This is a genomic window from Streptococcus mutans (assembly GCF_006739205.1).
In the GTDB taxonomy this organism is placed as follows: Bacteria; Bacillota; Bacilli; order Lactobacillales; family Streptococcaceae; genus Streptococcus; species Streptococcus mutans.
The window spans coordinates 1,490,850-1,513,415 of record NZ_AP019720.1; the positions used below are offsets into that span (position 1 = coordinate 1,490,850).

Below are 22,566 nucleotides of genomic sequence, written 5' to 3' on the forward strand. Positions count from 1 at the left end.
TGCCACTCCTTTATAACTCTGTCCTGTTTTCAATTGCTCGAAGCAGAGTTACTTCATCAGCATACTCAATGTCAGAACCAACAGCAAGCCCACGTGCTAAACGTGTAACTGTAATACCAGCAGGTTTGAGAACTCTGGAAATATACATAGCCGTTGCTTCTCCATCTGCTGTGGCATTAGTTGCGATAATGACTTCATGAATATCACTATTATCACGTAGGCGTGTCAGAAGACTTTTCAAATTAATATCATCAGGACCAATACCATTCATAGGAGAAATCAGGCCGTGTAAAACATGATAAAGACCATGATATTCCTGAATTTTTTCCATTGCAGAAACATCCTTACTATCTTCAACTACTAAAACAGTTGAGCGGTCTCTGCTTTCATCTGTACAAATATTGCAAGGATCATCATCTGTCAGATTGCCACAAACAAAACAGTAGGTCAATTCTCGTTTAGCAGCTAGAAGATTTTTAGCAAAGTTATTAACGTCTTCATCACTCATACCAATTGTATAAAAAGCTAAGCGAGTCGCTGTTTTGATACCAATACCCGGTAATTTTGTGAAACTCTCAATAAGTTTGGCAATAGGCGTTGGGTAGAGCATTCTTTTTTCCTCACTGATTCATTGGATACATCTTTTGATAAAGATTGATAATATCTCTCGTAATAGCATGACTAGTGGTTCCATGAAGGTCTGTCTCATGTGGCAAGACAACAGCTACAGCAATTTGAGGATTGCTGCTTGGTGCATAAGCAACAACGTTTAAATTGGATGTATAAACAGATTTACCATCATCTCCTGTCACGTAAGCTTCGGCTGTCCCTGTTTTTGCCGAAATAGGAACACTTGCACCTTTTGCAAGAGTCTTCCCTGTTGCATAACTACCACCGTTAACAACATTATAGAAACCTTCCTTGATAATCCCCATGTCATCGCTAGAGATAGAAACATTATTTAAAACCTTGGTGTCAATAGATTGAACAAGATTTCCTAAACCGCCTGTTTTATTATTATCATAGATACCTTCAACCAAATGGGGAGCAATACGTTTGCCACCATTTGCGACAGCTGCAGCATATTGTGCCAGCTGCATAGCCGTATAGTTATCAAACTGCCCAAATGATTCTGTTAAAACATTAGAAGGATCATAATGTTCTGGCGTATAGCCCTTTGACTCTCCCGGAAGGTCAATTCCTGTTGAGACACCCAAACCATATTGAGCATAAGTAGCTCTTAATTTCTCCATAGCTTCCTTATAGCCATCTGTTGATAAGGTCATACCACTATGATAATCTTGTCCCATTAATTTTAAAGCCAATTGAACCATATAAGTATTAGAAGAATACTCTAAGGATTGACTTGCTGTAAGAGGAGTTAAACCATTGGTAAACCAAGAGTTAATAGGGCTTGAACCCGCAAATTGAATAGGCTGGTCATTGAGTACTTGATTGCCTGATAAGACACCGTTTTCCCAACCAGCTGTCAAAGTCGCTCCTTTAACAACGGAACCCGGAGTAAAGACTTCAGTAACCGCTCCAAGAGCATTAGAAGATACTTCGCCCGTTTTAAGGTCATGTTCCAAACCAGCCATAGAAAGAACTGCACCTGTGTTCGGGTTAAGAACAACAGCATAAACGCCTTCAGAATACTTGGTATTTCCAGATGCTAATTCAGAATTAAAATATTGGTTAAGAATTTGTTCAACACCCTTTTGAAATTCAAGATCAAGGGTCAACTTAAGATTTTTTCCTTTAGTCCCTTTGGCAGTGGTCTTATCACTGATAATTTTACCTTCTTTGTTAACCTTGATTGCTTGAACAGTACGACTACCTTGCAAATCGTTTTCATATTGCTTTTCAAGATAAGATGTTCCAACGCGGTCATTCAGAGAATAACCTTTTTTAACATAGTTATTGGCTTCTTCAGCAGGCAGACCGGTTTTTTGACTGGAAACTTTACCGATAATAGAAGTAATGGAATTTTTATCTGTTTTACGTTCCCAGTCAGTCTTAACAGAGATTCCCTTTAAATCTGATTTGCTTGTAGCCAATACTGCAATTTGCTCAGCTGTTAAATCTCCTGTTGTTAACGAAGCTGTATTAAAAACAGAGGTTGCATTCATCTGGCTGAAAATATGAATGATTTTTTTCTCATCTTCAGAATAATCAATAGCACTGTTTGGAACTGCTTTAACAGCATTTGCATAGATCTTCGATTCCGTTAGGTTATTTCCAAAGTTATCATATTTTTTATTATTTGGTAATTTTTTAACGATTTTTTGATAATTTTTTGGATCTGCCAGATAGTAATCTTTTTTCTGACGTTTGGTTACCTTAGATTCAGTTAAAGTCACCATATCTGCTAACTTTTTTGCATTTGCTTTAATATCCTTGGCAGTCATGGTATTGCTTCTTGTAAAGGCAACAACCTCTTTAACCTCGTTTTCAACTAAAGCCACCCCTTTAGCGTCATAAATTTGTCCGCGAGGGCTGGAGGTTTTTATAGTATATGTTGTTGACTCTGTCAATTTAGATTTGTAAAACTTTGCATCATAAAGCTGCATCTGAGCTAACCTCAAAAGCAAAACAGTAAACAAAGCGACAATCAAAAAAAATAGGAGATTAATTCTATTTGAAATTAAGGTAAACGTTTTAGATTGACCCTTTTTAGATTTATTTTTTTGGGATACCATTTTTCCTCCTATTTATGAAACTACGTCTTTTATTTTATCACAATTTAAACAAAAACTTGTGATATTTTCGTTAAATCTGTGCAAAAATTAACAAAATGTTATGAAAACAAGAAAAAAGAGGTCGGGATAACAAAATCCTAACCTCTCAAATCACTATTATCAAAGAAGAAAATCAGCCCTTAATCTTTAATTTTCCCCATTTCTTCTATAATCAAACAATAAGACTTTTAAACAATTATTATTCTCTTATTTACCAAGATAGTATTCAGCAGTGACATTTAAATTTTCGTCAAATTCAAAAACTAATGGTGGGAAGTTTGGAATTTCAACACCCATAATGTCATCATCTGACAATTGTTTGATATGTTTTACAAGAGCACGGATAGAGTTACCATGTGCTCCAACAAATACATTTTTTCCATCTTTAAGAGCTGGAGCAATTTTATCTTCCCAGTATGGAAGAGCACGTTCTAAGGTGACTTTTAAGTTTTCTGCATCTGGAATAACAGTATCATCAAGATTTGCATAACGACGGTCAGTGTGTGCTGAGTATGGATCGTCTTTGGCCATAGCTGGCGGCAATACATCATATGAGCGACGCCAAATGTGAACTTGTTCGTCTCCAAATTTTTCAGCAGCTTCAGCTTTATTTTTACCAGTCAAGCCACCATAGTGACGTTCATTCAAACGCCATGACTTTTCAACTGGTACCCAAAGTTGATCAGAATATTCAAGCGCCAAATTAGTTGTCTTGATTGCACGTGTCAAAACTGATGTGAAAGCAAGGTCAAATTTGATGTCTGCTTCTTTAATGAGTTTGCCGGCATCAATTGCTTGTTGCGTTCCTTCTTCTGAAAGGTCAACATCAGCCCAGCCAGTAAAAAGGTTAGCCTTGTTCCATTCTGATTCACCATGACGAGCAAATACTAATTTTACCATTAAAATTCTCCTTTTATTCTTGACGACAGGTCAAATAGTTTACTGTTTTATTTTACAAAAATATCATGAAAAAATCTACTAAATTTTCTAAAAAGATTGAAATCTCTTAGATAAAGGAGTTAATCATTCAAATCAACAAGAAAAGGAAAGGCAATTGAGCTTGCGGTTGACCTTATCTAGTGTTACAATAGAAAAAATTCATTATTTTGGAGGTTCCATGGTTTCAACTCATACAACAATTGGCTCTTTTGACTTTGATAATTGTCTCATGAATGCTGCAGGGGTTTATTGCATGACACGTGAAGAATTAGCAGCTATTGATCATTCGGAAGCAGGTTCTTTTGTTACCAAGACTGGTACGCTAGAAGAACGTGCAGGAAACCCTCAACCCCGCTATGCTGACACAAAATTAGGCTCTATTAATTCAATGGGCCTGCCTAATCTAGGTATTAACTATTATTTAGACTATGTCACAGAATTGCAAAAACAGCCCGATAGCAAAAATCACTTTTTATCCCTAGTTGGCATGTCGCCAGAAGAAACCCATACCATTCTTAAGATGGTTGAAGCCAGCAAATATCAAGGTTTGGTGGAACTCAATCTTTCCTGTCCAAATGTTCCCGGTAAACCACAAATCGCCTATGATTTTGAAACAACGGACCAAATCCTTTCAGAAGTTTTCACTTACTTCACTAAACCACTAGGTATCAAGTTACCACCTTATTTTGACATTGTACACTTTGATCAAGCAGCTGCTATTTTCAATAAATACCCTCTGACATTTGTTAATTGTATTAATTCTATTGGAAACGGCTTAGTTATTGAAGATGAAACGGTCGTCATTAAACCAAAAAATGGCTTTGGAGGCATTGGTGGCGATTACGTCAAACCAACAGCGCTAGCCAATGTTCATGCTTTTTACAAGCGCCTCAACCCTTCCATCCAAATTATCGGAACCGGCGGTGTCAAAACAGGTCGCGATGCTTTCGAACATATTCTCTGTGGCGCCAGCATGGTTCAAATCGGGACAGCTCTTCATCAAGAAGGTCCTCAAATTTTCAAACGTATTACTAAAGAGTTAAAAGCCATCATGACGGAAAAAGGTTATGAAACCTTGGAAGACTTTCGTGGTAAGCTGAATGCTATGGCTTAAAGAAATCTTTTTATTTCTGTATACCAAAAGACCTGACTGAGAATCTCCTCAGTCAGGTCTTTTTAAAAATCAAAACCATCTTTTTGATCTTCCTTGCGATCATACTCCTCAATTTCTTTTGGAGTCATCGGCTTTGGCTTCATTATTTTACTTACCCAAATAATACTAATGATTTTAACAATAGAAAACACTATTAAAACAATGATAATAAATTTCATTTAATGACTCACCTCCTATTTCCCATATGATAAGTTTTCTCTCTAGATAATCAATAAGCAAATTAATCGGCTTTTTTAGTTTTCTTGCTTTGACAGTCTGGACAAATACCATAAATCAAAAGCTGTGCTCTCGTAATCACATAATTTGTCTGCTTATATGCTTCTTGCTTGATATGAGAAATATCAGTGTCTACAAAATCAGTAATCTTACCACAAGACTCACAAACAACATGCAAATGCTGATGCCCCATAAAATCAAAATAAGCTGTATTATCATTGCTTAGCTTTAATTCAACAACAAAGCCTTCATCAATCAGGACTTTCAAATTATTATAGACCGTTGCTAAACTCATACTTGGATACTGAGGAAGAAGATCCTTATGAATTTGTTCTGCACTCGGATGACGGCGGGAGTTAATCATATAAGAAATAACAGCTTCTCGTGTTTTAGTAATACGAATATGCTTTTCTTTTAAATGCGTTAATACATGATCATAAACATCCTTATTCGGATCATTATTATGAGAATGCAGTCCCATTTTTGACTCCTTCGTTATTCTTTTTTTCTATTATACACTATTTTTAAAGATACAGAAAAATTAGTGCCTAGCATCATCAAGTAGCCTTTACTTTTCCTAAATGATAAAAAATATGCAAAAAACTGTCTATCAATTTTATCTCTAAAAATCATTCAAACAATCTCTAGGATAATTAATACAAAGATGTTTAAAATTGACAAAAGAAAGAAATATACTATAATTAATTAAACCGCTAGTTTAATTAATTATAAGAGGATCTCTTATGGCGAGACGAAAAAAGGAACCTGCTCGTATTCATCGTAAAAATATTTCAGATGCTGCTAACACACTCTTTATCAGTAAAGGTATTACTGATACAACAATGGATAATATTGCTAAATTAGCTGGATATAGTAAAGCAACTTTATATGTTTATTTTGAAAATAAAGAAGAAATCTTTTTCTCATTAGTTTATAAACATGCCAAATGGCTTTACGAGACTATTGAAAAAATTATTCAGATTCAACCAAGCACTCAAGAAGAGTGGCAGAAAAATTATTTAAAAATTTGTTTTGCATTGCAAAAACTATGTGAAACCTATCCAATATATTTTGACGGAATGATTGGTCATATCAATGTTGATATGACCTCTAAAGAAACACCTCAAGTATATAGAGATATTTACCAATTAGGGTTAGATATAAATCAGTTAATTAACACACTTATTGAAGATGGTGTTCACTTAAACTATCTTCAGACAGAATTAGATTTTAACCAATCAACTCTTTTTTTCTGGAGTGCACTATCGGGTATCATTCGTATGGCAGAAAACAAAAAAGAATATTATCGCTTACTTGGTCTTGATAACAAAACCTTTTTAGAAGAAGAATTTCTAACTTTATTAGCATGTTACAAGAAAGGATAAAGGAACATGAAGAAAAAAGTTATTATTACAACAATAGCAGCCTTTTTATTTATTCTTTTTAGTGTAGGAGCCATTATTTTTACTATTGGAAAAACCGCTAATACCCAAACTAATATTCAATTAGAAAGAACTTCTTCAGACATCGAACACGCGTTATACTATGCTTCTTTCGCAGCTAATTCCCATAATACTCAGAGTTGGAAAGTTAATTTAGATCCTAAGCAAAAGAGATTAGGGGGTTTTCTAAATAATAAGCGTTCTTTAAATGTCGTTGACCCAAATAATCGAGAACTTTATATTTCAATTGGTTGTTATATTCAATCTCTAAAAAAATCATTCGAAGCTTATGGATATAATGTTAGCATTTCTAATATTGCTCCTTCTAAAGAAAACAAATATCAAGTTGTATTGATAAATTATCAAAAACTAAAAAATAATAAAATTAACAATAAACAATTGGATATCATCCAAAAACGTCATACTGATAAAAGAAAATTCCAGAAAAAACCAATTAATAGAACAGTCGTTTCAAGTTTAATTAAAAAATATGATAATGTTTACTACTATGCTAAGGGAAGTAAAACATTTAAATATCTACAAAAAGGGAGTCTCGCGGCGGCTGCTAAACAGTATAAAAGTCAAGATTTTTTAAAAGAACAGGGAAAATGGTTGCGTTTTTCTAATCAGGAAGCTAAGAAAAAACAAGATGGTATCTCTGGTGATATGTTAGGGTTAAATCCTATAATTAAAACCTTTTATTATCTAACAAGTAATCATAAGAATGCCACGAGTAATAATTTTGTCAAACAGAGTAAGAACACTTTAATTAATCAAGTAGAGAACTGCGCAGGTTTTTTTGTAATTACAGGTGAACAGAATATTTCTAAATGGATTGCTGTTGGTGAAAAATCGCAAGCTTTCTGGTATGATTGTGTTAGAAATAACATTGCAGTTCAACCGATTAGTGCCATGATTGAAATTCCCTCCTATAATCAAAAGTTGCAGCAGAATTTAGGTAAATCACAACCTGTTCAATTAATTTTACGAGTAGGTTATGTTAACAGTTATGGTAAAAATGTTGGTCCTCGTCGAAATTTAAAAGATTATATTACTGTGAAAAAATAATCTGCTATTATTATAACTTAGCTATATGACACAGCTAGAACGGGAAGTAGCAAACAAGTATTATGGTAGCACTCACTGTAAAAGAAAACATGCTAATAGAACATTAAAAAGACCATAGCAAACTGACCTGCACCCTAAAAGTTGGGCAGAAAATCTAACAATTGGGGTGTTTTTTGATGAAATTAACGTATATGAAAAGTCTTTCAAATCGCTCGACAAACTTGAAAAAGCCATCACTAACTACATTTTTGACTACAACAAGAAACGAATCAAGACAAAACTAAAAGGACTCAGCCCTGTGCAATACAGGACTAAATCCCTTCAATAATTTCTTGTCCAACTTTTTGGGTCAGTACAGAAACGTTTGTACACTCTAAAATCTAAAGATTAAATTTTAGAAAAGTACATTTGCCAAAATCTTATTTTACAGCGTCTTTAAGAGCTTTACCAGCTTTGAATGCTGGAACTTTAGAAGCTTTGATTTTGATTTCTTCACCTGTTTGAGGGTTGCGACCTTTGCGTGCTGCACGTTCGCGAACTTCAAAGTTACCAAAACCAATAAGTTGTACTTTTTCACCCTTTGCAAGGTAAGATGATACTGCTGAGAAGACAGCGTCTACTGCTGCAGCTGAATCTTTCTTAGTCAATTCAGTAGCTTCTGCTACTTTTGCAATCAAATCTTGTTTGTTAGCCATTTAACAAATCCTCCAATATTTTTATAAGCCTTTATAGGCTTTAACAGGTTCTATCTTACCTAAAAAACTTAGATAGGTCAAGTATTTAATGCCATTTTAACGTTTTTTCTTTAAAATATCAAAGTTTATTTCATCACTAACCAAATTTATAGCTGTTGACTTTAAATAAATACCTGCATCATTGTCTATCTTTTGCAAATTGATATTAACAACAGACTTCTCTGGAATAACATCAACAAAATTTGGCAGTTTGTAACTTGATTTAATATAACTAAGAACCTCTGATGCTGGCAGAGGAAGATTGCCTACTGAAAAGGAAGTCACTTTAAGCTGGACAGCTCCGCTTTTTAACTGATAAGGTTCAAAATAGATATAAAGAGGTACGTTATAACCTAGAAGTTTATAAGTTCCTTGAAATTCAATGTTTGTTGAAGTCAGTTGAACACTGTAGGTCATACCCTTAGACTGATAATCATTCAAATAACTTGCCAAGGTCTGATTCAATTGTTCTTTAGTTGTCGTAATTGTTCCAACCTTAACAGGATTTTTTACTGTTTGACTTGTTATTGTATTAGAATGGTAACCGCTCAAAACACGACTGATAATCACTCCCCAAAAAGCAATATTGAGTGCTAATAAAAGCAGAAAAGCCCATTTCCACCAATTTTTTTTATTTCCAGTTCTTCTTTGTTTCACTGATTTTCTCCATTATTGCTTTTGACATGATTTGATAACCAACATTATTAGGATGGAAACGATCTCCTTCAGAAAGGGCATCATTGGTTACTTCTCCTGACTCTGCCTCACTGTCAGATGTTCCAACAGCCTTTTGCTCCCCATTAACACCTTTATAAAGTAAATCGTTTATGGGAACAAAATAAACGTTTCTATACTCTGCGACAACCTTTTGCGTTCCCTTATTCCAATTGTCAATAATATCCTGCATTTGCGTCATATTAGGGAAATTTAAATAATAAGGATTGTAAATACCAATGATATAAATGGGGAGATCCTTATTCCTTCTTCTAGCCATCTGGATAATTTTTCGCAAATGCTTCTGATAAGTTTTAGCTGGCTGCCTAAAAGAAGATACTTTTAAGTTTGTTAATCCCTTTCGAACAACAGTCATAACATCATTTCCACCAACTGTTAAGGTCATTAAATTAGCCTTATTCAAACTTTTTTGAATTTTTCTCTCTTTTCGCATCCGTATCAAAATTTGCTGGCTTGTATTGCCTGAAACACCATAATTACTGCTTAAAACATTATAGTGATAATTTGATTTCAACTCTTGCGATAAAAGGGGAATAAAGCCGCCTTGATCAGTCGTATCACCGACTCCTTGTGTCAAAGAGTCACCGATAGCAATATAGTGAAAAGATGTCGCTTTGGATTTGTTTAATGAAGATTTCTGATCGCTATTTTTAAAAGATAACTTCGCTGTTGGAATAAAAAAATAAAATAATAAGCTAAAAATAAGAAGATTTGCAAGAAAGAAAGCAGGTCCTTTAGGAATTTTTTTACTCATAATGCACCATTACTGCAAAAGCACCTTCACCTGTATGAGTCTGAATAATTGACCCCGTTTCTAAAACAGCAATATCTTTCTCAACATAAGCTTGTAACTTGTCTTTAAGACCATTAGCAAAATCTGAAGTCCCAGCATAGGAAATGCCGATCTCAGCAATTTTGCGGTCTTTGATAGTCGCAATCAAATTATCCAGCCACTTGTTAAACGTTTTATTACCGCGTCCTTTCGCAATAGGATTAAGAGCATGGTTTTTCAGTTCCATAACAACTCTGATATTGAGAAGAGAACTGATTAAGCCTGTCACACGGCCAATTCGTCCACCTTTAACCAGATTTTCTAAGGTTGAGACACCAATAAAAAGTTCGGTTTTCTTTTTTACTTCTTCAACCCTTGCCAAAATTTCTTCTAGACTGCTACCCTTTTGAGCTAGTTTAGCAGCCGCAATAACTTGAAATTTCATGGCTTGATCTGTAAAGGAAGAGTCTAATACAGTGACATCTGCTCCAGCAATATTAGCTCCTTGACGTGAGGCCTCAAGTGTTCCAGATAAGGAATGGGTAATATGAATAGCAACAATTTGTTCCGCCCCCTCTTTAATAAGCTTTTCATAAGTTTCTGCGAACAGACCAACAGGTGGTTGGCTTGTTTTAGGGAGTGACTTACTGTTTCGCATTAAAGAAAGAAATTTCCCATCTTCCTTAAGATCGTTATCAGAATAAACAATGCCGTCAACCATAACGGTTAAAGGAACAACAGTGATATCCAATGCTTCAACTAAATCGGGCTCGATTGTAATAGAAGAATCAGTTACAATTTTAATTTTACTCATTTCTTATCCTGCTTCATTTCTTTTCTAAATTTATATTAGTATTGTTATTATACCAAATAATCAAGATTTAGGGAAAATTTTAAAAGACAGAAAGGATTAAAATTACTTTGCTGTTAAACTTTAAGATAGTTTAAAATAGTTTTCTACTAGAAGCAATAGTCCAAATCAAAACAAAAAGATTGAAGTAAGAGCATATTTATTAAAATACTTTCTATACCAATCTCTTATTTTTTTAATAGTTCTTTAGCTTGCTGGCGCGCAGCTTGGGTCACATTATCCCCTGCCAACATCTTAGCGATTTCTTCAATTCTTTCCTCTTGATTTAAAAGGCGAACCGTTGAGACAGTTGTGGCTTTGCTGCTTTGTTTTTCAATAAAGTACTGATAATCACTGATGGCAATGACTTGCGGGATATGGGAAATAGCTAAAACTTGACCGTGATTGCCTATTTTGTAAATTTTTTGAGCAATAGCCTGCGCGACACGTCCTGAAACACCTGTATCAACTTCATCAAAAACAATGCTAGTCTTATCTTCACGACGTGAAAAAGCTGACTTAATGGCTAACATGAGGCGAGACAGCTCTCCACCAGAAGCGACTTTGACCAAAGGCTTAAAGTCTTCGCCAGGATTAGTCGAAATATGAAAAGCGACTGTTTCATTTCCCTCGCGATTAAATTTTCCTTTAGTAAAAACAACTTTAAAATCAGCCTTATCCATGTAGAGATCTTTTAGTTCCTGCTTAATCTCCTGAGACAAGGTTTCCGCAATGGCATGGCGTTTTTGACTCAATTGAGCTGCTGCTTCTAATAGTGAGCGCTCCAAAACTTTTAGTTCTCTTTCCATATCATCAAAAGCAAGGTCATTTCCCGTCAAATGATTGTATTCCTTACTGATATTGTCAAAATAAGCCAAAACATCATCAACTGAACCACCATACTTACGCGTGATGGTGTTGATAACATCAAGACGTGCTTCAAGTTTAACCAAAGTATTGGCATCAAAATCCATATGATCCAGTATGGTCTCTAGACGTTTGCTAACATCTTCTAAAATATAGTAAGATTCGCTGAGATTATTGGATAAATCCTTGTACTCAGCATCATATTCTTCCAAACTCTGCAAATCATTCATAGCTGAACGAACATTGGTCAAACTCGAAAAATCTTCATTATCAAGTAAAACATAAGCATTGGTTAAGGTATCAACAATAAGCTTATGATTCATAAGTTTATCACGTTGTTTTAAGAGCTTGGTATCCTCACCAGATTGTAAGTTTGCTGCTTCAATCTCTCCTATCTGATACTCCAGCATTTCAATACGTGCTTGATGTTCTTGCTCATTCTTACGTTTATTCAAGACGCGCTTACGTAAGTTCCGATAGCGATCAAATAAGTCCTGATAATGCTGCTTGCTTACCTGAAATACCTCATCACCAAATTCATCCAACAACTGAATATGCTTTTGCGGCCGCATCAGTTCTTCTTGATCATGCTGTCCATGAATATCAACTAAATACTGCCCAACGGCACGCAGAGTTGCCAGATTAACCATTTGACCATTGATACGACTAATACTGCGCCCATTTTGTAAAATCTCACGGCGAATGATTAGCTCATCTGAAAAAGCAATTCCCTGATCAGCCAGTAACTGCTCTAAAGAAGGATTTTTATCCACAGAGAAAAAACCCTCAATCTCTGCTTTAGGACTGCCATGACGAATAACATCTATGCTGGCTCTACTGCCTAGCATCATATTCATGGCATCAATGACAATAGACTTCCCTGCACCTGTTTCACCGGTCAGAACAGTCATTCCCTTTTCAAAATTGAGTGAGATTTCTTCAATAATAGCAAAATTTTTAATGGCAATTTCTAAAAGCATACCCACTCCTTATGATTTAATTGGCCATCCAAGATTTGATTTCTTGACGAATTCTATCACTATCTTTAGCATTTTTAACAATCAAAAGCAAACTGTCATCATCTGCCAGCAAGCTAAAAATAAGTCCTTCAAATCTCTCTAGTAAAAAACGTTTCAATAAATAGCTATTTCCAGGAACAACATCAATATGAATGAGATGCTCTAAACCTGCCACCTGATCTGAAATAAACTTAACTGCTTTTTCAGCTGGTTTTGGTGTTGACTCTTCTTTTTTGCTTATTTCCTTAGAAAGGCCATAAATATAGCGACCATTTGAAGCTGGTACTTTAATGATACCGACCTCATTAATATCACGGGAAATTGTCGCTTGCGTTGCTTGTAAGCCTTCGTTCTCTAAAAGTTTGACCAATTCTTTTTGTGTTTCAATTTCATTTTCTAAAACAATTTTTTTAATTAATTCTAATCGTTCACGTTTCTTCATTCTTTTTAAATTCCTTATGTGCTTGTTCAACAATCGATTTAATCTTAGTCAAGACTTGATTTTGGGCTTGAGCTGATTTTTCTAAGTAGGCTAAAAATTCAATATTACCATGACCGCCCTGAATGGGAGAAAAATCAAGTTCTTTAACTGTGAATCCGTAATTTGTCGCAAAAGTTGTTACTGTCTCCAAAACAGTTTCGTGGACTGACTTGTCCTTAACAATACCATGTTTACCAATCTGTTCACGACCTGCCTCAAACTGCGGTTTAATTAAAGCAACAACTTGACCACCATCTGTTAAAATCTTAGATAAGGCTGGTAATATTAAATTGAGTGAAATAAAACTCACATCAATGGAAGCAAAAGTTGGCTGTCCTCGTTCAAAATCGCTAGGCTCTGCATAGCGGAAATTGTACTGTTCCATGCTGCAGACGCGTTCGTCTTGACGTAATTTCCACACCAACTGATTGGTTCCAACATCAACAGCATAGACTAATTGAGCACCATTTTGCAGCATGACGTCTGTAAAACCACCCGTTGAAGCGCCAATGTCCAAAGTTATCTGTCCATCTACTGAAATGACAAAAACTTTTAATGCTTTTTCCAATTTCAAACCGCCGCGACTGACATATTTTAATTTGTCTCCCTTTAACTTTAACTCAGTCGCTTCATCAATTTTCTCGCCGGGTTTATCATAACGTTCTCCATTGATGACATTGACAACCAAACCTGCCATAACACCTCGCTTGGCTTGTTCTCTTGTGTTAAACAGTCCTTGTTTATAGGCTAGAACATCCACTCTTTCCTTAGGCATGGAGACGCAACCTTTCTATTATTGTTTCAATTCCAGTAGCATTAAATTGTTCCTCTAAAGCTAATTTTTGGAAAATAACTTGCGCTTGATTGAGAGAATCTTCCAAAATGGCATAGGACTTGTCCAAGCCCAAAAGACTGGGATAGGTTGATTTATCAGCTTCGATATCCTTTTGTGGGGTCTTACCAAGTTCTGAAAAACTAGCTGTCACATCTAAAATATCATCACGTACTTGAAAAGCCAAACCAACTAATTCACCCACCTGACGGAGCCGAGCAAGGGCTTTTTCTGATAATTCTGCTATTATTCCTGCGGCTACAAAAGGAAAAGTCAAGAGTTTTCCTGTCTTATTGGCATGAATTTGAGCCAGTTGGTCTAAATTGAGTTGAACATGTTCACCCTTAATATCCAACATTTGCCCACCGACCATACCATAGCTTCCTGCAGCATCTGACAATTCTGCTACTAACTTTATCTTGATATCAGCCCTTAAGTCCGCCTTGGCCAGCAAACCAAAAGGGTCTAGAAAAAGACTGTCACCTGCCAAGATGGCTGTCGCTTCACCAAATTTCTTATGATTGGTCAGCTGTCCCCGCCTATAATCATCATTATCCATAGCAGGCAGGTCATCATGAACGAGGCTGCCGGTATGAATCATCTCTAGACTTGCTGCCACCTGATAGTGAGCTTCTGTAAGTACCAAACCAAAGCCTTGCAAGATTTCCAATAGTAAGAGAGGACGAATCCGTTTACCGCCTGCAGCAACAGAATACAAGACCGCTTCAACCAAATCCTGAGACACATGAGTTTGCGCATAATAATGCCTAATAGCCTGATTAATGTATTTAATCTTATCTTTCACAATTCGTCCATTTCTGCTTCACTGCCATCAGCCTGCATGACTTTGACCAAGGTCTTTTCAGCAGACTCCAAGGTTTTCTGCAAATCTTTAGAAAGCGCCATTCCTTTTTGGAATTGAGTAATAGCTTCTTCAAGAGGAATTTCACCGGTTTCTAACTGGTTCACAATTTCTTCTAAATCCTGTAAATTTTCTTCAAATGTTTTCTTCTTGTTTGACATTTTCTACCTCCACTTGGACCTGCCCATCTTTCATTTCAAGATGCAAGCGATCTCCTTTTTTGATCTGTTGGGTTGATTGAATAATGTGATTATCTTTTTGAACAATAGCATAGCCACGCGCCACAATCCGAGTCGTATCCAGTGACAAAAGCGCATCTTGTGCTTTTTCAAAACGGGCTAATTTACTATCATATTGGCTGCTCATGTGGCTTAACAATAAACGCTGATCTTGTTTTAATTGTGCTTGATAGCGCTGAATACACCCTGATAAATTAAGGGACAACAATCTTTGTCTCAGCAAATGTTCCTTGCTATCATAAACATCATAAACCTGCCGCACCTTGGTCAACAAATGTGTTCTTAAATGATCCAATTTTTGAACATAAGCATCATAGAGTCTTTCAGGCTGTCTGAAAATAACTGATCTTTGCAGTTTCTTAACTTGTTCATCCTTTTGTCTAATCAGACGCATAACAGTCTGATAAGATCTCATCTGTCTTTCTTTAAGAAAAGCTAATAAATCAGCCTTGGTCACAGGTGTTGCCAATTCAGCTGCTGCTGTTGGCGTTGCTGCTCTGCGATCTGCCGCAAAATCAGCCAAGGTTGTATCCGTCTCATGTCCAACGCTGGAAATAATGGGCAGATGCGATTCAAAAATGGCCTGCACTACAATCTCCTCATTAAAAGCCCAGAGATCTTCAATAGAACCCCCACCACGACCAACAATGAGCAGGTCTAAATCAGTACGTTCATTAGCCAAACGAATGTTGTCAGCCACTTCCTGTGCTGCCCCTTCACCTTGAACTTTAGTTGGAAAAAGTAAAATATCTACACCGGGAAAACGACGCGAGACTGTTGTGATAATATCTCTAATAACCGCTCCACTAGGACTGGTGACAACACCAATCTTTTTAACAAACTGCGACAGTCTTTGTTTATGCCTATCGTCAAAATAGCCAGCCTCAGCCAGTTTTTTCTTAAGTTGTTCAAACTGAATAGCCAGTGCACCGATACCATCTGGCTCTGCCTTTTCAATGATGATGGAATAAGAACCACTAGGTTCATACAGTTGCACACGACCAATAACATTGATTTTCATGCCTTCTTCGAGCTCAAAGCCCAATTTCCTATAAATACCGCTCCACATGGTCGCCTGAATGACAGCTTTCTCATCTTTAAGGGAGAAATACTGATGATTGGGACGTCTTCTGAAATTAGAAACCTGACCTGTCAGATAAACTCGTTCCAAATAAGGATCGCGATCAAATTTTAATTTTAAATATTTGGTTAAAGAGGATACTGATAAATAATCTGACATAAATATCATATAAAGACCAAAGACAAAGGAAAAAGGTATTCTTGGAATCCTGTTCCAAAGTCTAAAACAAATGACCGTTTTTCTTGATCTTTCGCCTGTCTTTATCTTGGCTCCTTTTCCGTTAATATAGCTGTTATTATTATACCAAAAAATGAAAATTTATACTTCCTTTTGAAATAGAAAAATGAGAGCAGCAGTTCATTTATCTCCTCATAAGAATGGAGAATGACAGAAAAATATAAATTGATGATATATACAACCTAACCTTTTCATGGCAATCTAACCAGTAACTTTTAAAAATAAGCAAGCTTGAAAATCTAAAATAAAACGTTTACAATAGAAAACTAGAAACAGACGTCATCAAAAAAATATTTCGAAAAAGAGCTTTTTTTGCTAATAAGTAACTGTCCGTATTAGATTTCAATAATAGGAGAAGCACAATATGTTAATGATATTATTATTTCAGAGACTTGGTATTATCATGATTCTGGCATTTTTACTAGTCAATAACAGCTATTTTCGACAGTTGATTGAAGAACGTTCTAAGCGTGAAAAGCTGGTTCTTATTATCATTTTTGGTATTTTCGTCATCATTTCCAATATGACAGGAATTGAAATCACTAGCGATAAAAGTTTGGTGGAACGTCCTATTCTAACGACTATTTCTCATTCAGATTCTCTAGCTAATACGAGAACTTTGGTTATCACAACGGCTAGCTTAGTCGGCGGTCCTTTAGTTGGAACTGTTGTGGGTTTCATTGGTGGTGTCCATCGTTTCTTCCAAGGGAATTTTTCTGGTGCTTTTTACATTGTCAGTTCTGCTTTGGTAGGATATATTAGTGGTCGACTGGGTGATCAATTAAAAACTAACAACCTTTATCCATCTACTTCGCAGGTCATTGTTATCAGTATTATTGCTGAAAGTATTCAAATGCTCTTTGTCGGTTTCTTTACTGGCTGGGATTTGGTTAAACTGATTTTCATTCCTATGATGTTGCTTAACAGTCTAGGTTCGACCTTATTTCTAGCTATTCTCAAGACCTACTTATCCAATGAAAGACAGCTGAGAGCTGTTCAGACTCGGGATGTTTTAGATTTGACGCAGCAAACCCTGCCTTATTTAAGACAGGGACTGAGTCAGCAATCAGCTACTAAAGTGTGTAATATCATTAAGCAGCATACTAATTTTGATGCCGTTGGTCTGACTGATCGAACCAATGTCCTAGCTCATATCGGCGTTGGTCAAGATCATCATATTGCCGGACAAGCGGTCAAAACAGATCTCTCAAAAAGTGTTATTTTAAACGGTCAGCCACAAATTGCCTTAGATAAAACAGCCATTGCCTGTCCAGACCAAAGCTGTCTCCTCAATTCAGCCATCGTCGTTCCGCTCAAGATCAATAATGAGACAGTTGGGGCCTTAAAAATGTACTTTTCTGGTGATAAGAAGATGACCGAAGTCGAAGAAAATCTTGCCCTAGGTCTCGCACAAATTTTTTCTGGACAATTGGCCATCGGTATTGCCGAGGAACAAAATAAGTTGGCTAATATTGCAGAAATCAAGGCCTTGCAGTCCCAGATTAATCCTCATTTCTTCTTCAATGCCATAAACACCATCAGTGCTTTGATTCGTCTTGATGCCAACAAAGCTCGATATGCTCTCATGCAATTAAGTACTTTTTTCCGAACCAGTTTACAAGGCGGACAAGATAGAGAAATCACTTTAGAACAGGAAAAAGCGCACGTTGATGCTTATATGAATCTTGAAAAGCTGCGCTTTCCTGATAAATATCAACTGAATTATCATATTACTGTTTCAACTAAAATGACCCTGCCTCCTTTTGGTTTGCAGGTTTTGGTTGAAAATGCAGTACGTCATGCTTTTAAAGAACGCAAGAAAGACAATCATATTTGTATTTCCATAACAGATCAGGGAGAGTTTTACAAGGTGGCCGTTAGCGATAATGGTCAGGGTATTTCTCCTAATATGATTGACAAATTAGGACAGGAAACTGTATCTGAAAGCAAGGGAACAGGAACAGCCCTTGTTAATTTAAACAATCGCCTAAATTTACTTTATGGCAGTGCTAGTCAGTTACACTTTGACAGTACAGATCAAGGAACAACCGTCTGGTATGAGATTCCTTATCAAAAAGGAGATAAAGATGAACATTTTAATTCTTGATGATGAAATGTTGGCAAGACAAGAGTTAACTTTTTTAATTCAGCAGAGTAAGGAACTTGATCATCCTGATATTTTTGAAGCTGAAGATATTAGCAGTGCTGAAAAAATTCTCTTTCGCCAGCAGATTGATTTAATTTTTCTTGATATTTCACTCAGCGAGGAAAATGGTTTTACCTTGGCCAACCAATTAGAGCAATTGGCACATCCTCCACTTGTCGTCTTTGCGACAGCCTATGATCATTATGCCGTTAAAGCTTTTGAAAGCAATGCTGCTGACTATATTTTGAAGCCTTTTGAGCAGGGGCGTGTGGATAAAGCTTTGGCTAAAGTTAAGAAAATACAACACTTATCTACAATAGATGAAACAGCTACGACAGAAAAGAAAGGTATGGAACTGTTAACACTGACTTTAGCAGATAGAAGCATTGTCCTTAAGATGCCAGACATTGTGGCCGCTAGCATTGAAGATGGAGAACTGACCGTCAGTACCAAAAACACGAGCTACACCATCAAGAAAACATTGAATTGGTTTAAAACTCGCGCCAAGACCAATTATTTCCTGCAGATTCATCGCAATACAGTTGTTAATCTGGAAATGATTCAGGAAATTCAGCCTTGGTTTAACCATACGCTCTTACTGGTGATGGTCAATGGTGAAAAATTCCCAGTCGGGCGTTCCTATATGAAAGAATTGAATGCTCATTTGACCTTATAAATGAACTAGTTTCATTAACTCCTCAAAATTTTCATTTGACAATTTTACATTGGCATTAAGAAGTTGGATATTGCAATTCAGCTTCTTTTTTTTGCAATCGGGGACAATTTTGAAAACGTTTTACACAAAATGAGCTACAATAACATTGTCAAGAAAGGAAGGAGTCGTTCGTATTATGAAACACACTAGTAAAGTAACACAATCAAAATCAGCACCTATGTTTATTCAAATGTCTATCTATGCTGCTATTCTGCTCGTTTCTCAGCTTATTTCAGAATTATTGCCTAAAGCCTTACCGATTCCAACCACCGTTATTGGTTTAATTCTCATGTATGTCCTCTTGTGCAGCCATATTATCAAAATTGAATGGGTTGATTCCTTGGGTTCCTTATTAATTAGTATGATTGGCTTTATGTTTGTCCCATCAGGTATTTCCCTAGCAGCCAATTTAAATATTCTCAAAGCTGAAGGATTGCAGTTGGTCGCTGTTATTAGCCTATCGACCATTCTCATGCTAGTCATTGTCACCTATATCACTTCTATCATTCTGTCCATTAAAAAGGTGAATGTGGCAAGTCTGTGGGAAAAATGGATTGCTCATAGCTTTGAAAAGAAATTTAGCAAGAAAGTAGAGGGAAAATAAGATGGCACTGTTAAAATCACCTATTTTTGGTATTTGTTTTTCATTAATCCTTTATACGATCGGGCAAGATTTATTCAAAAAGAGTAAAGGCTTCTTTCTCTTACAACCCCTTTTCTTTGCTATGGTTGCAGGCATTATCGTACTTGTTTTATTGGCAAAAGGATTGGGAACTGATGTTAAAACCTTATATACTCAAGCTTATAAACCCGGCGGAGATTTGATTTTCTGGTTCCTTAATCCCGCAACCATTGCCTTTGCCGTTCCACTTTATAAGAAAAATGACGCTGTCAAAAAATATTGGAAGGAAATCATCAGCAGTTTGATTATCGGTATGGTCGTTTCCTTAGTCATCATTGTTGCTATTTCAAAAGCTATTGGTTTAAGCCAAGCTAGCACTGCTTCTATGCTGCCGCAGGCAGCAACAACAGCCATTGCCCTCCCTATTGCTCACGCTATCGGCGGCAATACTGCCATCACTGCCATGGCTTGTATCCTAAACGCCGTTATCATCTATGCTTTAGGCAAAAAATTAGTTGCTTTCTTCCACCTCAATAAGAGTGAAATCGGTGTTGGCTTAGGTTTAGGAACATCTGGTCATACAGTTGGTGCAGCCTTTGCTCTAGAATTAGGAGAACTACAAGGTGCCATGGCTGCCATCGCAGTTGTTGTCATCGGCCTCGTCGTTGACTTGGTTATTCCTATCTTTAGCTACATGATAGGATTAGTGCACTAAAAATTAAAACTGCTATCGATAAGACAAAAGCCTCTCACGGATGATTCCGCGAAAGGCTTTTTAAAAGTAGGGGTATGAAAGGAAAACAAAAAAATTCATTTAATTAATAAAATTCTACCTCACATAATTGTCAATTAAGCTTATAAATCGTATTCAGCAAAGACCTCTTTAGCATCTATCATATTACCATCTAAAATATCTTGATATCCTTTGTCTAATTTAGCTTTTAAGCTTGATAGATTACTTCTTGTTCTGAAGATTTAATAGGTGAGGAAAGGCAATTCATCAAATTTAAAAATATCGTTTAATACTATTTTCGTCATATCACTCACTCATCTCCTTCATCACTCTTGTTATCTCCGCACTGATTCTGGTTGGTAGGACGACGTAGGCCTCTTTGCTCAATTGGTCTGCTATGTAGGAGTGGAGGAAAACAGCGGCTGCGGCAACCTCAAAGCGGTCTGTGTGAAATTGAGCAACAAAGCCTGCAATCATTCCAGCCAAGGTATCTCCCATACCGCCAGTCGCTTGATAGGGACCGCCAACTTGGATATGTCCGATTTTTTGTCCTTGATAAATCTTGGTCTGATGGGATTTTGCGACTAGGATGGTTTCTTTTGGAAAATGAGCTAGTGCTGTTTGTGTTGCTGCTTCTATCTGTTCTGGAATAGTCAGTCCAGACAATCTTTCCCATTCTTTTTGATGGGGTGTTAGGATTATTTGCTTGATTGGCCAAATAGCTGGTTTTCTTTTGGCTAATAGATTTATAGCAGAGCCATCAATAATCAGGATCTGTTTTGGTTTGATAGCCTGCCAAACCACATCAAAGGTTGTTTGAGCCAAGTCATCTTCTGCCAAGCCCGGTCCCATAAGAACCACATCTGCTGCTGTTATTTGCTCTGACAAACGATCTTTTTCAACCATATCAAAAGCCATAGCTTCGGGTAAATGGCTGTGCAGAGCTGTGATATTGTCCTTATGGGTCGCAACCATCACCAAACCAGCTCCGCTATTGACACAAGCAAGGGCAGCCATGATGATAGCACCACCGTAAGGGTAGTTGCCGCCAATCAAAAGGACACGGCCAAAAGTCCCCTTGTGACTGTTAAGAGGACGTGGTTTAATTATTTTTTTCGTTAAAAGATCATCAATAATCATTTGGTCACACTTCTTAAAGCTGCTTGATAGGTTTGTTCCAAAAGCATGGTGATGGTCATAGGACCGACACCACCCGGAACAGGAGTAATGAGGCTGGCTTTTTGAGCGACGTGGTCAAAGTTAACATCGCCGATAAGTTTTCCATTTTTGTCACGGTTCATGCCAACATCAATGACAACAGCACCTTCTTTGACAAATTCCTCAGTGACAAAATTTCCTTGACCAATAGCAACAATAAGCACATCCGCACAGCGTGTGACTTCTGATAAATGTTTCGTTCTAGAATGGGTCAGGGTAACTGTTGCATTTTTTTCGAGCAATAACTGCGCCATTGGCTTCCCAACGATATTGGAACGACCAATAATAACTGCATGCTTCCCTTCAAGATCAACGTGATAGGCACTCAGCATTTCCATAATACCAGCGGGGGTACAAGGTACCATCATGGAACGACCGCTCCACAAATGACCAGTATTCATAGGATGAAAGCCATCTACATCCTTATGAGGATCAATGGCTAAAATGATTTTCTTATCATTAATGTGAGCCGGCAGCGGCAATTGAACCAGAATACCATGGAAGGAAGGATCTTGATTATAACCTTCAATAATCTCAATTAATTCTTCTTCACTAATAGAGTCAGATAGGCGTATGGTTTCACTTTTAAATCCCGCCTTGATAGCTGAGCGCTCTTTATTACGCACATAGACTTGACTGGCAGGATTATCACCTACTAAAATCACCACAAGACCGGGAACAAGCCCATGTTTTTCTTTCATCTGTTCAACTTTATTGGCTAAATGCAATTGCAGCTTTTGTGCCAAGGCTTTACCATCAATAATTTCTGTCATTCTCATCTCCTGAAAAGATACTGCTTTTATTATACCAAAAAAGGCGAGCAGATAACACGCTGCTACACCTTTT

General features: G+C 36.7%; 24 protein-coding genes and 1 pseudogene. 8 read left to right on the forward strand and 17 right to left on the reverse strand.

Annotated elements, in window-relative coordinates:
* Positions 1 to 10: 10 nt before the first annotated feature.
* The 3 genes from recR to FNL60_RS07545 form a co-directional block, all read right to left on the reverse strand.
* The gene (recR, locus tag FNL60_RS07535; protein ID WP_002264648.1) at positions 11 to 610 is read right to left on the reverse strand and encodes a recombination mediator RecR; all 600 of its coding nucleotides are present in this window, start codon (positions 608 to 610) and stop codon (positions 11 to 13) included.
* Positions 611 to 620: 10 nt separating this feature from the next.
* Positions 621 to 2,699, reverse strand: a complete 2,079-nt coding sequence (pbp2b, locus tag FNL60_RS07540; RefSeq protein WP_002269004.1) for a penicillin-binding protein PBP2B — start codon at positions 2,697 to 2,699, stop codon at positions 621 to 623.
* Positions 2,700 to 2,945: 246 nt separating this feature from the next.
* Positions 2,946 to 3,638 carry a phosphoglycerate mutase gene (locus FNL60_RS07545; protein ID WP_002263252.1) on the reverse strand — a complete coding sequence of 231 codons (693 nt, stop codon included), beginning with the start codon at positions 3,636 to 3,638 and terminating at the stop codon, positions 2,946 to 2,948.
* A gap of 217 nt (positions 3,639 to 3,855) precedes the next feature.
* Between FNL60_RS07545 and FNL60_RS07550 the strand changes: the two genes are divergently transcribed.
* The gene (locus tag FNL60_RS07550) at positions 3,856 to 4,791 is read left to right on the forward strand and encodes a dihydroorotate oxidase (protein ID WP_002263253.1); all 936 of its coding nucleotides are present in this window, start codon (positions 3,856 to 3,858) and stop codon (positions 4,789 to 4,791) included.
* A gap of 62 nt (positions 4,792 to 4,853) precedes the next feature.
* Here the strand turns inward: FNL60_RS07550 and FNL60_RS07555 are convergent, their stop codons facing one another.
* The gene (locus tag FNL60_RS07555; RefSeq protein WP_002263254.1) at positions 4,854 to 5,009 is read right to left on the reverse strand and encodes a hypothetical protein; all 156 of its coding nucleotides are present in this window, start codon (positions 5,007 to 5,009) and stop codon (positions 4,854 to 4,856) included.
* A gap of 62 nt (positions 5,010 to 5,071) precedes the next feature.
* A complete protein-coding gene (locus tag FNL60_RS07560; RefSeq protein ID WP_002263255.1) occupies positions 5,072 to 5,548 on the reverse strand; it encodes a Fur family transcriptional regulator in 477 nt (158 codons plus the stop codon).
* A gap of 262 nt (positions 5,549 to 5,810) precedes the next feature.
* On the opposite strand from FNL60_RS07560, the gene FNL60_RS07565 reads away from it, so the two are divergent.
* The 3 genes and pseudogenes from FNL60_RS07565 to FNL60_RS07575 all read left to right on the forward strand — a co-directional run.
* Entirely contained in the window at positions 5,811 to 6,452 is a 642-nt protein-coding gene (locus FNL60_RS07565; RefSeq protein ID WP_002263256.1) for a TetR/AcrR family transcriptional regulator, read from the forward strand.
* Between the two features lie 6 nt (positions 6,453 to 6,458).
* Positions 6,459 to 7,577, forward strand: a complete 1,119-nt coding sequence (locus tag FNL60_RS07570) for an Acg family FMN-binding oxidoreductase (RefSeq protein ID WP_002280164.1) — start codon at positions 6,459 to 6,461, stop codon at positions 7,575 to 7,577.
* Positions 7,578 to 7,767: 190 nt separating this feature from the next.
* Positions 7,768 to 7,905 (forward strand): annotated as a pseudogene (locus FNL60_RS07575) (IS3 family transposase); the annotation flags it as partial.
* Positions 7,906 to 7,996: 91 nt separating this feature from the next.
* Here the strand turns inward: FNL60_RS07575 and FNL60_RS07580 are convergent.
* The 10 genes from FNL60_RS07580 to xseA all read right to left on the reverse strand — a co-directional run bounded on the left by FNL60_RS07580 (position 7,997) and on the right by xseA (position 16,208).
* Positions 7,997 to 8,272 (reverse strand): HU family DNA-binding protein, encoded by a 276-nt coding sequence (locus tag FNL60_RS07580; protein ID WP_002262099.1) that lies wholly within the window; start codon positions 8,270 to 8,272, stop codon positions 7,997 to 7,999.
* A 96-nt stretch (positions 8,273 to 8,368) separates the two neighbouring features.
* Entirely contained in the window at positions 8,369 to 8,968 is a 600-nt protein-coding gene (locus FNL60_RS07585; RefSeq protein WP_002262100.1) for a YpmS family protein, read from the reverse strand.
* Entirely contained in the window at positions 8,943 to 9,800 is an 858-nt protein-coding gene (locus FNL60_RS07590; RefSeq protein ID WP_002262101.1) for an SGNH/GDSL hydrolase family protein, read from the reverse strand. The genes FNL60_RS07585 and FNL60_RS07590 overlap by 26 nt, the downstream gene beginning before the upstream one ends.
* Positions 9,793 to 10,632 carry a DegV family protein gene (locus tag FNL60_RS07595; RefSeq protein ID WP_002268053.1) on the reverse strand — a complete coding sequence of 280 codons (840 nt, stop codon included), beginning with the start codon at positions 10,630 to 10,632 and terminating at the stop codon, positions 9,793 to 9,795. The genes FNL60_RS07590 and FNL60_RS07595 overlap by 8 nt, the downstream gene beginning before the upstream one ends.
* 224 nt (positions 10,633 to 10,856) lie before the next feature.
* On the reverse strand, positions 10,857 to 12,515 hold the full coding sequence (recN, locus tag FNL60_RS07600) for a DNA repair protein RecN (RefSeq protein WP_002280392.1): 1,659 nt from the start codon (positions 12,513 to 12,515) through the stop codon (positions 10,857 to 10,859).
* A gap of 16 nt (positions 12,516 to 12,531) precedes the next feature.
* Positions 12,532 to 12,996, reverse strand: a complete 465-nt coding sequence (locus FNL60_RS07605; RefSeq protein WP_002264713.1) for an arginine repressor — start codon at positions 12,994 to 12,996, stop codon at positions 12,532 to 12,534.
* Complete coding sequence (locus tag FNL60_RS07610; protein ID WP_002262105.1) at positions 12,983 to 13,810, reverse strand: TlyA family rRNA (cytidine-2'-O)-methyltransferase; 828 nt, start codon at positions 13,808 to 13,810, stop codon at positions 12,983 to 12,985. Before FNL60_RS07610 ends, FNL60_RS07605 begins: the two co-directional genes overlap by 14 nt.
* Positions 13,803 to 14,672 carry a polyprenyl synthetase family protein gene (locus FNL60_RS07615; RefSeq protein ID WP_002280391.1) on the reverse strand — a complete coding sequence of 290 codons (870 nt, stop codon included), beginning with the start codon at positions 14,670 to 14,672 and terminating at the stop codon, positions 13,803 to 13,805. Before FNL60_RS07615 ends, FNL60_RS07610 begins: the two co-directional genes overlap by 8 nt.
* Entirely contained in the window at positions 14,669 to 14,890 is a 222-nt protein-coding gene (locus tag FNL60_RS07620) for an exodeoxyribonuclease VII small subunit (RefSeq protein WP_002262107.1), read from the reverse strand. Before FNL60_RS07620 ends, FNL60_RS07615 begins: the two co-directional genes overlap by 4 nt.
* Positions 14,865 to 16,208, reverse strand: a complete 1,344-nt coding sequence (gene xseA / locus FNL60_RS07625; RefSeq protein WP_002264710.1) for an exodeoxyribonuclease VII large subunit — start codon at positions 16,206 to 16,208, stop codon at positions 14,865 to 14,867. The genes FNL60_RS07620 and xseA overlap by 26 nt, the downstream gene beginning before the upstream one ends.
* 442 nt (positions 16,209 to 16,650) lie before the next feature.
* On the opposite strand from xseA, the gene lytS reads away from it, so the two are divergent.
* From lytS to lrgB, 4 genes are all read left to right on the forward strand, one after another.
* A complete protein-coding gene (gene lytS / locus FNL60_RS07630; protein ID WP_002267218.1) occupies positions 16,651 to 18,393 on the forward strand; it encodes a two-component system sensor histidine kinase LytS in 1,743 nt (580 codons plus the stop codon).
* Positions 18,374 to 19,108, forward strand: coding sequence for a two-component system response regulator LytR (gene lytR, locus FNL60_RS07635; protein ID WP_002262110.1), 735 nt, complete (start codon positions 18,374 to 18,376; stop codon positions 19,106 to 19,108). The genes lytS and lytR overlap by 20 nt, the downstream gene beginning before the upstream one ends.
* A 175-nt stretch (positions 19,109 to 19,283) precedes the next feature.
* Positions 19,284 to 19,751 (forward strand): holin-like protein LrgA, encoded by a 468-nt coding sequence (lrgA, locus tag FNL60_RS07640; RefSeq protein ID WP_002270862.1) that lies wholly within the window; start codon positions 19,284 to 19,286, stop codon positions 19,749 to 19,751.
* 1 nt (position 19,752) lies between these two features.
* The gene (gene lrgB, locus FNL60_RS07645; protein ID WP_002264707.1) at positions 19,753 to 20,484 is read left to right on the forward strand and encodes an antiholin-like protein LrgB; all 732 of its coding nucleotides are present in this window, start codon (positions 19,753 to 19,755) and stop codon (positions 20,482 to 20,484) included.
* A gap of 324 nt (positions 20,485 to 20,808) precedes the next feature.
* Here lrgB and FNL60_RS07650 read toward each other — a convergent pair whose 3' ends face one another.
* The gene (locus FNL60_RS07650) at positions 20,809 to 21,642 is read right to left on the reverse strand and encodes an NAD(P)H-hydrate dehydratase (protein WP_002280390.1); all 834 of its coding nucleotides are present in this window, start codon (positions 21,640 to 21,642) and stop codon (positions 20,809 to 20,811) included.
* Positions 21,639 to 22,493, reverse strand: coding sequence for a bifunctional methylenetetrahydrofolate dehydrogenase/methenyltetrahydrofolate cyclohydrolase (locus FNL60_RS07655; protein ID WP_002264705.1), 855 nt, complete (start codon positions 22,491 to 22,493; stop codon positions 21,639 to 21,641). The genes FNL60_RS07650 and FNL60_RS07655 overlap by 4 nt, the downstream gene beginning before the upstream one ends.
* Between the last annotated feature and the right edge of the window lie 73 nt (positions 22,494 to 22,566).

Coding starts and splice junctions, on each gene's coding strand:
- recR (WP_002264648.1), bottom strand. CDS start 610: ATGCTCTACCCAACGCCTATTGCCAAACTTATTGAGAGTTTCACAAAA.
- pbp2b (WP_002269004.1), bottom strand. CDS start 2,699: ATGGTATCCCAAAAAAATAAATCTAAAAAGGGTCAATCTAAAACGTTT.
- FNL60_RS07545 (WP_002263252.1), bottom strand. CDS start 3,638: ATGGTAAAATTAGTATTTGCTCGTCATGGTGAATCAGAATGGAACAAG.
- FNL60_RS07550 (WP_002263253.1), top strand. CDS start 3,856: ATGGTTTCAACTCATACAACAATTGGCTCTTTTGACTTTGATAATTGT.
- FNL60_RS07555 (WP_002263254.1), bottom strand. CDS start 5,009: ATGAAATTTATTATCATTGTTTTAATAGTGTTTTCTATTGTTAAAATC.
- FNL60_RS07560 (WP_002263255.1), bottom strand. CDS start 5,548: ATGGGACTGCATTCTCATAATAATGATCCGAATAAGGATGTTTATGAT.
- FNL60_RS07565 (WP_002263256.1), top strand. CDS start 5,811: ATGGCGAGACGAAAAAAGGAACCTGCTCGTATTCATCGTAAAAATATT.
- FNL60_RS07570 (WP_002280164.1), top strand. CDS start 6,459: ATGAAGAAAAAAGTTATTATTACAACAATAGCAGCCTTTTTATTTATT.
- FNL60_RS07580 (WP_002262099.1), bottom strand. CDS start 8,272: ATGGCTAACAAACAAGATTTGATTGCAAAAGTAGCAGAAGCTACTGAA.
- FNL60_RS07590 (WP_002262101.1), bottom strand. CDS start 9,800: ATGAGTAAAAAAATTCCTAAAGGACCTGCTTTCTTTCTTGCAAATCTT.
- FNL60_RS07595 (WP_002268053.1), bottom strand. CDS start 10,632: ATGAGTAAAATTAAAATTGTAACTGATTCTTCTATTACAATCGAGCCC.
- recN (WP_002280392.1), bottom strand. CDS start 12,515: ATGCTTTTAGAAATTGCCATTAAAAATTTTGCTATTATTGAAGAAATC.
- FNL60_RS07605 (WP_002264713.1), bottom strand. CDS start 12,996: ATGAAGAAACGTGAACGATTAGAATTAATTAAAAAAATTGTTTTAGAA.
- FNL60_RS07610 (WP_002262105.1), bottom strand. CDS start 13,810: ATGCCTAAGGAAAGAGTGGATGTTCTAGCCTATAAACAAGGACTGTTT.
- FNL60_RS07620 (WP_002262107.1), bottom strand. CDS start 14,890: ATGTCAAACAAGAAGAAAACATTTGAAGAAAATTTACAGGATTTAGAA.
- xseA (WP_002264710.1), bottom strand. CDS start 16,208: ATGTCAGATTATTTATCAGTATCCTCTTTAACCAAATATTTAAAATTA.
- lytS (WP_002267218.1), top strand. CDS start 16,651: ATGTTAATGATATTATTATTTCAGAGACTTGGTATTATCATGATTCTG.
- lytR (WP_002262110.1), top strand. CDS start 18,374: ATGAACATTTTAATTCTTGATGATGAAATGTTGGCAAGACAAGAGTTA.
- lrgA (WP_002270862.1), top strand. CDS start 19,284: ATGAAACACACTAGTAAAGTAACACAATCAAAATCAGCACCTATGTTT.
- lrgB (WP_002264707.1), top strand. CDS start 19,753: ATGGCACTGTTAAAATCACCTATTTTTGGTATTTGTTTTTCATTAATC.
- FNL60_RS07650 (WP_002280390.1), bottom strand. CDS start 21,642: ATGATTATTGATGATCTTTTAACGAAAAAAATAATTAAACCACGTCCT.
- FNL60_RS07655 (WP_002264705.1), bottom strand. CDS start 22,493: ATGACAGAAATTATTGATGGTAAAGCCTTGGCACAAAAGCTGCAATTG.